Annotated in this window: 11 protein-coding genes and 3 pseudogenes; 8 read left to right on the top strand and 6 right to left on the bottom strand. The window is 56.7% G+C overall.

Features of this window, described 5'->3' with window-relative positions; all coding sequences use genetic code 11:
• The coding region (locus HMPREF1144_RS13895) for an ATP:cob(I)alamin adenosyltransferase (RefSeq protein WP_009653097.1) at positions 1-305 on the top strand (305 nt) is incomplete at its 5' end.
• On the opposite strand, the gene dhaR is transcribed toward HMPREF1144_RS13895, so the two are convergent.
• A complete protein-coding gene (gene dhaR / locus HMPREF1144_RS13890; RefSeq protein WP_009653098.1) occupies positions 283-2,208 on the bottom strand; it encodes a dihydroxyacetone kinase operon transcriptional regulator DhaR in 1,926 nt (641 codons plus the stop codon). The two genes, HMPREF1144_RS13895 and dhaR, sit on opposite strands and share 23 nt — an antisense overlap.
• 89 nt (positions 2,209-2,297) lie before the next feature.
• Positions 2,298-3,395, bottom strand: coding sequence for a glycerol dehydrogenase (locus tag HMPREF1144_RS13885; protein ID WP_007372185.1), 1,098 nt, complete (start codon positions 3,393-3,395; stop codon positions 2,298-2,300).
• 560 nt (positions 3,396-3,955) lie between these two features.
• On the opposite strand from HMPREF1144_RS13885, the pseudogene HMPREF1144_RS31505 reads away from it, so the two are divergent.
• A pseudogene (locus HMPREF1144_RS31505) lies at positions 3,956-4,171 on the top strand (dihydroxyacetone kinase subunit DhaK); the annotation flags it as partial.
• Here the strand turns inward: HMPREF1144_RS31505 and HMPREF1144_RS34005 are convergent.
• Together HMPREF1144_RS34005 and HMPREF1144_RS13875 are read right to left on the bottom strand one after the other, a co-directional pair.
• Positions 4,161-4,310: pseudogene (locus HMPREF1144_RS34005) on the bottom strand (hypothetical protein); the annotation flags it as partial. The pseudogenes HMPREF1144_RS31505 and HMPREF1144_RS34005 sit on opposite strands and share 11 nt — an antisense overlap.
• 113 nt (positions 4,311-4,423) lie before the next feature.
• Positions 4,424-5,521 (bottom strand): glycerol dehydrogenase, encoded by a 1,098-nt coding sequence (locus HMPREF1144_RS13875; protein ID WP_007372182.1) that lies wholly within the window; start codon positions 5,519-5,521, stop codon positions 4,424-4,426.
• A gap of 556 nt (positions 5,522-6,077) precedes the next feature.
• Between HMPREF1144_RS13875 and dhaK the strand changes: the two genes are divergently transcribed.
• The 4 genes from dhaK to HMPREF1144_RS13855 all read left to right on the top strand — a co-directional run bounded on the left by dhaK (position 6,078) and on the right by HMPREF1144_RS13855 (position 10,944).
• Positions 6,078-7,148, top strand: coding sequence for a dihydroxyacetone kinase subunit DhaK (gene dhaK, locus HMPREF1144_RS13870; protein ID WP_007372180.1), 1,071 nt, complete (start codon positions 6,078-6,080; stop codon positions 7,146-7,148).
• A 10-nt stretch (positions 7,149-7,158) separates the two neighbouring features.
• Positions 7,159-7,791 carry a dihydroxyacetone kinase subunit DhaL gene (dhaL, locus tag HMPREF1144_RS13865; protein ID WP_007372179.1) on the top strand — a complete coding sequence of 211 codons (633 nt, stop codon included), beginning with the start codon at positions 7,159-7,161 and terminating at the stop codon, positions 7,789-7,791.
• Between the two features lie 10 nt (positions 7,792-7,801).
• Positions 7,802-9,220: a dihydroxyacetone kinase phosphoryl donor subunit DhaM gene (dhaM, locus tag HMPREF1144_RS13860; protein ID WP_007372178.1), complete on the top strand. Its 1,419-nt coding sequence runs from the start codon at positions 7,802-7,804 to the stop codon at positions 9,218-9,220.
• Between the two features lie 74 nt (positions 9,221-9,294).
• Complete coding sequence (locus HMPREF1144_RS13855) at positions 9,295-10,944, top strand: glycerone kinase (protein ID WP_007372177.1); 1,650 nt, start codon at positions 9,295-9,297, stop codon at positions 10,942-10,944.
• A 103-nt stretch (positions 10,945-11,047) separates the two neighbouring features.
• On the opposite strand, the gene HMPREF1144_RS13850 is transcribed toward HMPREF1144_RS13855, so the two are convergent.
• Positions 11,048-11,818, bottom strand: coding sequence for a siderophore-interacting protein (locus HMPREF1144_RS13850; RefSeq protein WP_007372176.1), 771 nt, complete (start codon positions 11,816-11,818; stop codon positions 11,048-11,050).
• Positions 11,819-12,057: 239 nt separating this feature from the next.
• On the opposite strand from HMPREF1144_RS13850, the pseudogene HMPREF1144_RS33650 reads away from it, so the two are divergent.
• Both HMPREF1144_RS33650 and HMPREF1144_RS33000 read left to right on the top strand, forming a co-directional pair.
• A pseudogene (locus HMPREF1144_RS33650) lies at positions 12,058-12,275 on the top strand (PadR family transcriptional regulator); the annotation flags it as partial.
• A 48-nt stretch (positions 12,276-12,323) separates the two neighbouring features.
• Positions 12,324-12,719: a hypothetical protein gene (locus tag HMPREF1144_RS33000; RefSeq protein WP_064732696.1), complete on the top strand. Its 396-nt coding sequence runs from the start codon at positions 12,324-12,326 to the stop codon at positions 12,717-12,719.
• A 100-nt stretch (positions 12,720-12,819) separates the two neighbouring features.
• On the opposite strand, the gene HMPREF1144_RS13835 is transcribed toward HMPREF1144_RS33000, so the two are convergent.
• Positions 12,820-13,154 (bottom strand): IS5/IS1182 family transposase (locus HMPREF1144_RS13835; RefSeq protein ID WP_042927744.1); only part of this gene is annotated, 335 nt, incomplete at its 5' end.

Here is a 13,154-nt window from a genome sequence, read left to right as displayed (position 1 = left end):
AGAAAGGTCTCGCCCGCTTAACGCAGACGATTAACGCCGAGGATATTCAGGCGCTGGAGCAACTTATTGATCGCAATATGGCGCAGAGCGGCCCCCTGAAAGAATTTGTCATTCCGGGGAAAAATCTGGCATCGGCACAACTACACGTGGCGCGCACCCTGGCACGGCGGCTGGAGCGGATCCTCATCGCGATGGACAAAAAGCTGACGTTACGCGATGAACCCAGGCGTTATATCAACCGGCTGTCGGATGCGCTGTTCTCCATGGCCAGAATCGAAGAAACTACTCCAGATGTTTGCGCTTAAACTGGCTGGCGTCGATGTCGTACTGCTTCATCTTACGCCACAAGGTGGTGCGACCAATATTCAGCAGTTGCGACATCTCCTGTACTCGCCCACTGGTGACACGGGCGGCATGGATAATCGCCTCTTTTTCGATAGCGGTAAACGTCAGGCTGGCTGGCAGCAGGGAAGACGCGGTCTCCAGACCGGGACGCTCGGCAAACAGATAATCAGGTAAATTACTCAGCCGGATATGCCCGTTATCGCTACTGATAGCGATGTTTTCGATAATGCTGTTCAGCTCGAAATCATTGCCCGGCCACGAATAAGCCACCAGTTGTGCCAGCGCGTCGTCGTCGATCTTCAGGCTGGATGAGAAGCGTTTTTTCAGGCTATTCAGTCGCGTATAAATCAGCGAGGGAATACTGTTACGCCGCGCCCGTAGCGGCGGGATAACAATCTCAAAAGAGTGCAGCGCGTAATACAGTTGGCGGCTAAAGCGGTTTTGCTCCACCAGATTAGCGAGATCAACCGTAGTGGTGGCGATCACTTTCACATCCACCGGAATCAGCCGACGGGCATCAAGACGGGTTAATACTCCCTGCTTAATCACCTGTAACAGCGCGGATTGCAGCTCCGGTGCCAGATATTCAATTTTCTCCAGAAACAGCGTGCCGCCGTTCGCCAGCTCAAGGCGGCTCAACCGACCATTTTCATCATCGGTAGGCGCACTGCCCATAAAATCCTGCCCCAGCACGCTGTTGGCATACAGCTGACAGTTCACGGCAATATACGGTCCGCTGGCGCGTTCGCTTTCATTGTGAATGGCCTGGCTCAGCAGCTCTTTCCCTACGCCCTCTTCCCCACACAGCAGGATCGGGAAACTCCCCCTTGCCGCCTGGCGACCAAAATGGATCAAGCGTCGGGTTTCCGGATCGTCCGTCGACATCTGCTCAAAGGTGTGGCTCACCTTACCAAGCTGGCTGGTCATCAGCTGACGCATTTGCTCCACCGGGTGCAGCAGCAGGATAAAGCTGTTGCCCTGCTCCTCAACAATCGGCTTCAGGGTGATAACAGCATCAACAAACTGGTGCTGGCTTTCAAAAGTGACTTCGACGTGATTCAGACCGCGGGCATGTTTAATTGCCCGACGCAGCAGCATGGGCATATTGAGCAGGTCGTGAATGTTTTTGCCCTGGCTGGCCTGCGCGTCGAGATGCAAAAGCAGCGCCGCGCGCGCATTGAGGAACTGCAACACCCCCTGCTCATTCCAGGCCATCACGCCATCATCCATGCTCTCCAGCAGCCCGTACATCTGGTTCAGATGGCGGTTGGATTCTGCCAGCAGGCTGTCGGTCAGCAATGAATTGCCGACTTCTCTGGCAATCGCCAGCGTCAGGGATAAATCAGAAACGGACTCATGTTCTACCAGACAGCACAATGAGATGGAGCCAAACAGATGCCCATGGTTATCGAACACCGGCGTCGAGCAGAACGACCACGGATGCAACGCCTGTTTAAAGTGCTGAGCGCCAGAGGTTTTTGTCGGCTGCCCCGGCATCGTCGCCAGCGACAGCGCACAACTGCCGATAATGCTTTCCGCGCAATAGCTGCCGTCGCGAAATCCAAGCTCCGCCAGCTGTTCTATCGTCTGCGGATCGCCGCAACGGCTGAGAATACAGGCTGATTCATCCAGAATCAGCAGTGCGCACGGACGACCGTCCATAAACTCCCAGGCATCTTCCAGCGCGGCCTGCGCAATCGTCAGCAGCGCCGTCTTGCGACGACAAATCGACTCAAAGGTCAGCCCTTGCGCCTGATGCGGCGCCTGCCAGGTTTCCCGCTGCATAAACTTGCTGCAACGATGCCAGGACTGGGCGAGAACCGAAGAGACTTCCTGCCCGATGCTATGCGTGTGCGCCGTCATATCCCTTTCCGCTGTTTTGCCATAGACAACCCCTCCGGCAGAGACTGTCAGAGGGGGAGAAGATGCTGGGTAAATTTACCTGTGCCCGATTAACGCGCCAGCCACTGCTGTCCCAGCAGGTCTGCCGTCAAAATAGCGGCATGTACGCTTTCAGGCGTCACCGGGAACGGCATATTGTGAATAGTTTCACCTTCTGCGCAGGTGGCTTTAGCCACGGCCATAATCTTGCCGTCAATGTCGTCTTTCACACCCATTTCCGCTAACGTTACCGGCAGGCCCACTTTCTGACAGAAATTCAGCACGGTTTCGATCTCTTCCATCGGGCTGTTCTGCAGCACCAGCTGCGCCAGCGTACCAAAGGCGACTTTTTCACCGTGGTACAGATGGTGGCACTCTTCCAGAATCGTAAAGCCGTTATGGATGGCATGTGCCCCCGCAAGGCCGCTGCTTTCAAAGCCGATACCGCTGAGGTAGGTGTTGGCTTCGACAATACGTTCCAGCGCATCGGTCACCACGCCAGCCTGGGCGGCTAAGCGTGCCTTTTCGCCTTCCGCCAGCAGGGTATCATAGCACAGGCGCGCCAGGCTCAGCGCCGCCACGGTGGACTGCCCGCCCGCCATGCTGGTCGCCCGAGCGTCATAACAGGCTTTCGCTTCAAACCAGGTCGAGAGCGCATCGCCCATCCCGGCCACCAGCAGACGTACCGGCGCTTTGGCAATAATTGCGGTATCCATCACCACCATATCCGGGTTTTTCGGGTAGATCAGATACTCTTCAAACTCACCCGCTTCGGTATAGATAACGGACAGCGCGCTGGTTGGCGCATCGGTTGAGGCGATGGTCGGGATCACCACTACCGGCAGCTTCTGGTAATAACCAATTGCTTTGGCGGTATCTAACGTTTTCCCACCGCCAATCCCAACCACGCCGCGGCAACCGTGTTTTTTCAGAATGGCAATCAGGCGATTAATTTCAACATGGCTGCATTCACCGTTGAAGCGTTCCGCGTGGCAGCTAATGTCATGGCTGTGCAGGCCATTGAGTACCTTTTCTCCCGCCAGCTTCATGACGAAGTCGTCCGCAATCACGAAAAAGCTGTCCGCCAGATTTTTAGCGTATTGACCAAATAAGGTAGAAGCGTCAGGACCCTGGAGATATTTGGCTGGAGATTGAATAACTTTTAGCATTCCTTTCATCCTCAAATAAGTACATGTTTTTACATGGTGAGCCCTGGCGTTAACCCGTTTAGCCTGATGTTGACGGCGAAAGCGGACGTACCGGAGCGATGTAATAACTGTATGGCGAGGCGTGTACAAAAAAATCTTTCGTCATTTTGTTCTGATATGGAACAGATAAAAATGACATGCGTTTCATATTGGAACGCTTAACCACAAAAATAATGAGATTTGCGATCTCGATCCGTTCCGTTACCGCGAAATTACCGACAAACACGATGATAAATTTCCCCAATTACGCGCCATCCTGGGTAAAGCCCCGCAAAAAAGACTGACTGCGCCGTGTGGCCTGCTCTGATCGCAGGAGGAAAAAGTCGAGCGAGTTCGCATTGTGATGATTTCTCGCCTAATTAAGTTTCATTTCGGAACAAAAAACAGCAATCACGTTTCGTAATGAAACTCATTTTCGTGTTGTTTTTTTCCATGCTGACTTCGCCAGAATCTCTCTATCGCCTCCGCACCATGAACATGCATTCGGGGGTTTGTCTTACACTCAACCTCGAGGAGCCGTTATGTCTCAATTCTTTTTTAATCAACGCCCCCATCTCGTTAGCGACGTGATCGACGGTACAATTATCACCAGCCCGTGGAATAACCTGGCGCGTCTGGAGAGCGATCCGGCCATTCGCATCGTGGTTCGCCGCGACCTTAACAAAAATAACGTGGCGGTGATCTCCGGCGGCGGTTCAGGACACGAACCCGCGCACGTTGGGTTTATTTGCGACGGCAGATCGATTCAAAGGTCAGCCCCTGCGCCTGATGCGGCGCCTGCCAGGTTTCACGCTGCATAAATTTGCTGCAGCGATGCCACGACTGGCTGATAACGGCTGAAACTTCATTTTCCGCACCCTGAGTCTGAGCTGTCATATCCCTTTTCCGCTGGAGTTAACACAGTTAAAACGACAAAACCCTCCGGCAGCGGCTGCCGGAGGGAGGAGTTGATGCCGCAATGCGCCGCGGCATAGAACCTTGTGAAAGACTTAACGCGCCAGCCACTGCTGCCCAAGCAGGTCCGCGGTAAGGATGGCGGCGTAGACGCTATCCGCGGTGACCGGGAACGGCATATTGTGGATGGTTTCGCCTTCCGCGCAGGTGGCTTTCGCCACCGCGTGGATTTTGCTTTCGATACCCTCTTTCACGCCCATCTGGGCAAGGGTGATCGGCAGGCCGACTTTTTCACAGAAGCCCATCACGGTTTCGATCTCTTCCAGCGGGCTATTTTGCAGTACCAGCTGCGCCAGGGTGCCGAAAGCGACTTTTTCGCCGTGATACAGATGGTGGCACTCTTCAAGGATGGTGAAACCGTTGTGAATCGCGTGCGCGCCGGCCAGGCCGCTGCTCTCAAAACCGATACCGCTCAGATAGGTGTTGGCTTCGACAATACGCTCCAGCGCATCGGTCACCACTCCAGCCTGAGCCGCCAGGCGTGCTTTTTCGCCTTCCGCCAGCAGCGTATCATAGCACAGGCGCGCCAGGCTCAAGGCCGCCGCCGTGGACTGCCCGCCCGCCATGCTGGTGGCTCGCGCATCGAAGCAGGCCTTGGCTTCAAACCAGGTGGAGAGCGCATCGCCCATCCCGGCCACCAGCAAGCGTACCGGCGCTTTGGCGATAATCGCCGTGTCCATCACCACCATATCCGGGTTTTTCGGGTAGATCAGATACTCTTCAAACTCGCCCGCCTCGGTGTAGATAACCGACAGCGCGCTGGTCGGCGCATCGGTTGAGGCAATTGTCGGGATCACCACCACCGGCAGCTTCTGGTAATAGCCGATCGCCTTCGCTGTATCGAGGGTTTTCCCGCCGCCGATACCCACCACGCCGCGGCAGCCGTGCTGCTTAAGAATGGCGATCAGGCGGTTGATTTCCGCATGGCTGCACTCGCCGTTAAACCGTTCCGCATGGCAGCTAATATTGTGGCTATGCAGGCCGTTCAATACTTTGTCGCCCGCCAACTTCATCACGAAGTCATCGGCGATAACAAAAAAGCTGTCGGCCAGGTTTTTAGCGTATTCGCCAAACAGCATGGCGGCATCAGGTCCCTGGAGATATTTGGCTGGAGATTGAATAACTTTTAGCATTCCTTTCACCCTCAAATAAGTGCGTATGTTGACACGTGAGCCCAGGCCGTCATGCCGCGGCGCCTGATATCAATGGCGCTTACAGCCACGCTGCCGGAGCGATGCATCCACTGTAGGGCGAGCCGCGGCGAAAAAAATTTTTCCCTTTTTTGTTCTGTTCTGAAACAGATAAAAAAATAATGCGTTTCACATTGAAACAATGTGACTGAGAAAGCGATGGGATTGCGATCGCGATCGGATCATTTTGGCAAAAAAGCCGCTATCGTCTCCCCTCTTTAACGCAGAAAATCGCCTCAATGCGGCACAATGGCGAAAAAAATCATCCTTGCCCCATTTCTGATAGCAGAAAAAAACGGACAAATTATTAGCGCTGGCTCGCATTTCTCCTGTTTATCGGCAATTAATGTTCCATAAAGGAACAAAAATTCTTTTCTACGTTCCGTTATGGAACCAATTTTGACGGCATTTTATTTTGCGCCCGCTCAGCCAGAATCACTACATCGCCGGGCTACCCTTATAGACAGGCGACCTCCCCCTACCCTACGGAGCATAAACAATGAAAAAACTGATTAACCGTGTGGAAGATGTACTGAGTGAACAGCTTATCGGCCTGGCGAAGGCGCATCCTGAACTGACGCTGCACCAGGACCCGGTCTATGTCACCCGCGCTGATGCACCGGTCGCCGGCAAAGTGGCGCTGCTCTCCGGCGGCGGCAGCGGACACGAACCGATGCACTGCGGCTACATCGGCCAGGGCATGCTCTCCGGCGCCTGTCCGGGGGAAATTTTCACCTCGCCGACGCCGGACAAAATGTTCGAATGCGCGATGCAGATTGACGGCGGCGAAGGCGTCCTGCTGATTATCAAAAACTATACCGGCGACATCCTGAATTTTGAGACCGCCACCGAGCTGCTGCACGAAAGTGGCGTTAAGGTTACCACCGTCGTGGTGGATGACGACGTGGCGGTAAAAGACAGCCTCTATACCGCCGGACGCCGCGGCGTCGCCAATACCGTGCTGATTGAAAAACTGGTCGGCGCCGCCGCCGAACGCGGCGACTCGCTGGAAGCCTGCGCTGAACTGGGCCGCCGTTTAAATAACCTTGGTCACTCGATTGGCATCGCGCTGGGCGCCTGCACCGTACCGGCCGCCGGACAGCCCTCCTTTACCCTGAAAGATGATGAGATGGAGTTCGGCGTCGGCATCCATGGCGAGCCGGGTATCGACCGCCGCCGCTTCAGCTCGCTCGACCAAACCGTCGATGAGATGGTCGATACCCTGCTGGAAAACGGCGCATACAGCCGCACGCTGCGCCAGTGGGATAACGTCAAGGGAGCGTGGCAGGAAGTGAAACAGAGCAAAACCGCGCTGCAAAACGGCGATCGGGTTATCGCGCTGGTCAATAACCTCGGCGCCACCCCGCTTTCCGAACTGTACGGCGTTTACAACCGCCTTGCCCAGCGCTGCGAAGCGTCCGGCATTGTGATTGAACGCAACCTCATCGGCAGCTACTGCACCTCGCTGGATATGGCGGGTTTCTCCATCACCCTGCTGAAAGCGGATGATGACACACTGGCGTTATGGGACGCCCCGGTCCATACCCCAGCGCTGAACTGGGGAAAATAAGGAGCACGACATGTCACTGAACAGAACGCAAATCGTCGACTGGCTGTACCGCTGTGGCGACATTTTCACCAAACAGAGCGATTTTCTCACCGGCCTTGATAAAGAGATCGGCGACGCCGACCACGGCCTCAATATGCATCGCGGCTTCAGCAAAGTGGTCGAAAAGCTGCCGTCGATCGCCGATAAAGACATCGGTTTTATTCTCAAGAATACCGGGATGACGCTGCTTTCCAACGTCGGCGGCGCCAGCGGCCCGCTGTTCGGCACCTTCTTTATCCGCGCCGCCCAGGTCACCCAGGCGCATCAGAGCCTGACCCTCGACGAGCTTTATCAGATGATCCGCGAAGGCGCGGACGGCGTCGTCAACCGTGGTAAAGCGGAGCCGGGCGATAAGACGATGTGCGACGTCTGGCTGCCGGTGGTGGAATCCCTGCGTCATTCCAGCGAGCAACATCTGTCTATCCCTGCCGCGCTGGATGCCGCCTGCGAAGTGGCCGAGCGCGCCGCCCACGCCACCATCACCATGCAGGCGCGTAAAGGCCGCGCCAGCTATCTCGGCGAGCGCAGCATCGGGCATCAGGATCCCGGCGCGACCTCGGTGCTGTTTATGGTTCAGATGCTGGCTGCCGCCGCCAAAGAGTAAGGAAATCGCGATGGTAAACCTGGTTATTGTTTCTCATAGCGCCCGGCTGGGCGAAGGTGTCGGAGAACTGGCCCGGCAGATGTTAATGAACGATGGCTGTAAGCTGGCGATCGCCGCCGGGATCGACGATCCCGACAGCCCGATCGGCACCGATCCGATTAAAGTCATGGAGGCGATCGAATCCGTCGCCGATACCGACCATGTTCTGGTGATGATGGATATCGGCAGCGCCCTGCTCAGCGCCGAAACCGCCCTCGATCTGCTCGATCCGGCGATGGCGGCAAAGGTGCGGCTGTGCGCCGCGCCGCTGGTCGAAGGGACGCTGGCGGCCACCGTCAGCGCCGCCTCCGGCGCCGGGATCGACAAAGTTATCGCCGATGCCATGAACGCCCTGGAAGCCAAGCGGGTTCAGCTGGGTTTACCTTCGCACACGCCTGACGCCGCCGCCCCAACGCTTGCTGACGACGGCGATGCTAAATCGGTTTCAGTCATTATTAACAATCACAACGGCCTGCACGTGCGTCCGGCATCAAAGCTGGTCGCCGCGCTGGCGGGTTTTAACGCCGACCTGGTGCTGGAGAAAAACGGCAAATGCGTCACCCCGGACAGTCTGAATCAAATCGCTCTGCTACAGGTGCGCCGCCACGATAAGCTGCGCCTGCTGGCCCGCGGTCCGGACGCCGATGCGGCGCTGGCGGCGTTTCAGGCGCTGGCCGCCGATAACTTCGGCGAGTCGCCGGAGGCGCAGCCGACAGCGGAACCCGCCATACCTGCGCGTGTTGAAGGCGCCGCGATGATTTATCCGCAGGCGCCGATCCAACCGGCGCTCCCCGCCGCCGCCGACATCGCCCGCGAGCAGCAGCGCCTGCGCCAGGCGATCGACCAGACGCTGGCCGATCTCAATGCGCTCACCGAGCTGGCGGAACACAAATTTAACGCCGATATCGCGGCGATCTTCGCCGGTCATCACACCTTGCTCGACGATGAAGATCTGTTTGATGCCGCCAACGATCGCCTGCTCACCGAACAGTGCTCGGCGGAATGGGCGTGGCATCAAGTGCTGATGGAGCTCAGCCAGCAGTATCGTCAGCTGGATGACGCCTATCTGCAGGCCCGTTATATCGATGTCGACGATATTCTGCAGCGCACGCTGCGCCATCTGCAGGGTATTAAGGAGACGCTGCCATTCGCCAGTGAGCCGACGATTATTATCGCCGACAATATTTATCCCTCGACTGTACTCCAACTGGATGCCAGCAAGGTCACCGGCCTGTGCCTGCGCGACGGCAGCGAACAGGCCCACGGCGCGATTATCGCCCGCGCGGCGGGGATCGCCTGGCTATGCCAGCAGGGCGAAGCGCTGAATGATATTCAGCCTGGCGAAGCCATCACGCTCGATATGCGTCTGCAACGTCTTATTCGTCGCTAAATCCACTTTGACCGTTACCACTCCGGGGGCCCGCCTCCGGAGGGTGAGTTTTCGCTTACTGATCAGGAACCACTATGTCTCAATTCTTTTTTAACCAGCGCGCCAGCCTCGTTAACGACGTGATCGAGGGAACCATTATTGCCAGCCCGTGGAACAACCTCGCCCGCCTGGAGAGCGACCCGGCGATCCGTGTAGTGGTACGCCGCGATCTGAATAAAAACAACGTGGCGGTGATTTCCGGCGGCGGCTCCGGCCATGAACCGGCGCACGTCGGCTTTATTGGTAAAGGCATGCTGACCGCCGCGGTCTGCGGCGATCTGTTCGCCTCGCCGAGCGTCGATGCGGTACTCACCGCGATTCAGGCGGTGACCGGCGAGGCGGGCTGTCTGCTGATCGTTAAAAACTACACCGGCGATCGGCTTAACTTCGGCCTCGCGGCGGAGAAAGCGCGCCGTCTTGGCTATAACGTAGAGATGCTGATCGTCGGCGACGATATTTCGCTGCCGGATAACAAACAGCCGCGCGGTATCGCCGGGACTATTCTTGTGCATAAGGTGGCGGGTTATTTCGCCGAGCGCGGCTTCAACCTCGCCACCGTCCTGCGTGAAGCGCAATACGCCGCCAACCATACCGCCAGCATCGGGGTGGCGCTGGCCAGCTGTCACCTGCCGCAGGAAGCGGAAAGCGCGCCGCGCCATCAGCCCGGCCACGCCGAGCTGGGGATGGGCATCCACGGCGAACCGGGAGCCTCGACGATCGCGACCCATAACAGCGCGGAAATCATGCAGATTATGGTAGAGAAGCTGACCGCCGCCCTACCTGAAACCGGCCGCCTGGCGGTGATGCTCAATAATCTCGGCGGCGTGTCGGTGGCCGAGATGGCGATTCTGACCCGCGAGCTGGCCAACACCCCACTCCATGCGCGCGTTGACTGGTTGATTGGCCCGGCTTCGCTGGTAACGGCGCTGGATATGAAAGGCTTCTCGCTGACCACTATCGTGCTGGAAGAGAGCATTGAAAAGGCGCTGCTGTCGGATGTCGAAACCGCCAGTTGGCAGAAGCCGGTGCAGCCGCGGGCTGTTAATATCATGCCGTCCGCGCTCGCCAGCGCACGCGTCGCCTTTACGCCATCGGCCAACCCGCAGGTGGGCGATTACGTGGCGCAGGTGACCAGCACCCTCTCCGGCCTCGAAACCCATCTCAACGCGCTTGACGCCAAAGTGGGCGACGGCGATACCGGCTCCACTTTCGCCGCTGGCGCGCGTGAGATTGCCGCTCTATTGCAACGCCAGCAACTGCCGCTCAATGATTTACCCACGCTGTTCGCGCTAATTGGCGAACGCCTGACGGTGGTGATGGGCGGCTCCAGCGGCGTATTGATGTCGATTTTCTTCACCGCCGCCGGGCAGAAGCTGGAGCAAGGCGCCAGCATGGCGGAAGCGCTGAACGCCGGTCTGGGGCAGATGAAATTTTACGGCGGCGCCGATGAGGGCGACCGGACGATGATTGACGCTCTACAGCCGGCGCTGGCGGCGCTGCTGGCCGAACCGGATAATCTGCAGGCCGCTTTCGCCGCGGCGCAGGCCGGCGCGGATCGCACCTGCCAGTCGAGCAAAGCCGGCGCCGGACGCGCCTCCTATCTCAATAGCGAGAGCCTGCTCGGCAATATGGACCCCGGCGCCCACGCGGTGGCGATGGTGTTTAAGGCGCTGGCGGAACGCTAAGCCTCACCCGGTGGCGCTGCGCTTACCGGGGCGACATAACACCATTGAAAGGTAGCCCGGAGAAGGCGCAACGCGCCGCCATCCGGGTTTACCACACTGCCGATTATTTGCTATGCCAGTACGCCTGCGAACGCACCAGTTGCTGATCGATACTCGGCTCCTCAAAGCGCGCCAGCAGCGATTTCACCACGCCGCCTTCTCCGGTCAGCCAGATAAAATAATCTTCTGACGGCACCTTGACCTGAGCCAGCCGCTCGGCGACGAACGCCGGGTTGTGGCCTACCACCCATTCGATATTAAAGCCGTCGAGATCCGCCAGATAATCTTTATACGAAGCATCCGCGACGGTGACGATGGCCGTCACCTGCGGCGTCACCGGCAGCTGACGTAATCCCAGCAGGCGACGGCGCAGCGCCGGCATGCCCGACTCGTCACAGACATAAAGCTGCCAGGCGTAATCTTCCGGCACCACCAGCGAGCCGCGCGGCCCGCCGATCACCAGCTTATCGCCGATGTTGGCTTCCAGCGCCCAGCGGCTGGCAATACCGCCATCGTGGATATAAAAATCGTAAGCCAGCTCGTGGCGTTCGGCATCGTACAGCGGCGTGTAGTCGCGGGTCGCCGGGCGCACGCCCTCGCCCCAGTTAATGCCTTCGTCGGTCACTTCCGGCGGCGTAAATACGCTGCCCGCCTGCGGGAAAAACAGTTTGGTGTGGTCGTCAAAACCTTGTGAAACAAAGCCATCCAGCGCCTCGCCCCCCAGCACGATCCGCTGGAACGCCTGGCCGATACGCTCAACGCGCAGCACGGTTAATTCGCGAAAACGTAGTTCGTTACGCACGCGCTGTGGGTAGCGTGAGGTGTTTTTTGTCATTTTTTCGCCTTCGTGAAGATAATACGATATATCTAAATTTATTTTTAAATGATAATGATTGCTAATCAAAAAGATTGCAAGCACTTTTTTGATATAGTCAGCTTGAGATTAAACAGCTATCAGCAATCCATAAAAACCATTAATAATCATTAAATTAAACAAAAATTATTTTATAGACTTGCAAGTCGATAAACTTTAGATATAAATTAGATATATCTAAATAACATCAGGAGACGATGATGCAAAACCATCATGAAGGTTGCTGTAAACATACAGAGCACCAACACGAAGGCTGCTGCAAGGGTGAAGGACATCACCACGAAAGCCGCCACAGTGAGCACCATGCAGGCTGCTGCAAAAGTGAAGAGCATCGCCACGCAGGCTGTCACCAGGAACATCACCACGAACAGGGTGCGGACGCCGCCACGGTCGCGGCGGAGGTGGTGGTCGTCGCCAGTGCATCTCCGTCACTAACAACGAAGTCGCTGCCGACGAACAGAAAAAATTGCGCGAACAGGGCTTAAGGCCTGGAGATCCTGATTGGGAAAAGTGGGGGATCTGTGATTATATCACCAAACCACGTGTACAAGCTGCTATCACAGGCAAAACGCCGAATGAACAACCGATTAAGGTCAATTATAGGTTTACAGACGAGTTCCCAATGTCTGACGGTTTTGAGGAAAATGCCGAGTTTTTCACTCTGACCTACGAAGCTGAGAAGTCGGTTAGCCACAACTTGGCCTTTGTTCGCATTGCGCCGTTGCTATGGCTACGCGCGGGTGCGCGCGGCGAACGTATTGAAAAAATACCTACTAAAGGATGGGAAGTGACCGATGCGTACGGTCTACTGCTAGGGAAGGTGCGAATAAGCAGGTCATTTCTTCCCAAGCTGACTCGCTGATTAAAATTTCGCGGATCTGGGCCGATTTTTTTCCCGCAAACACATCGAATCAGCCTATTTAGGCTATTTTTTCCACCATTTCTGGCGTTATTTCCGGTTTTTACTGAGATCTCTCCCACTGACGTATCATTTGGTCCACCCGAAACAGGTTGGCCAGGGTGAATAACATCGCCAGTTGGTTATCGTTTTTCAGCAGCCCCTTGTATCTGGCTTTCACGAAGCCGAACTGCCGCTTGATGATGCGAAACGGGTGCTCCACCCTGGCACGGATGCTGGCTTTCATGTATTCGATGTTGATGGCCGTTTTGTTCTTGCGCGGATGCTGCTTCAAGGTTTTTACCTTGCCGGGACGCTCGGCGATCAGCCAGTCCACATCCACCTCGGCCAGCTCCTCGCGCTGTGGCGCTCCTTGGTAGCCGGCATCGGCTGAGACAA

Origin of the sequence: Klebsiella sp. OBRC7 (genome assembly GCF_000293135.1) — a bacterium.
GTDB lineage: Bacteria > Pseudomonadota > Gammaproteobacteria > Enterobacterales > Enterobacteriaceae > Klebsiella > Klebsiella michiganensis.
This window is presented reverse-complemented; position numbering and strand designations above follow the sequence as displayed.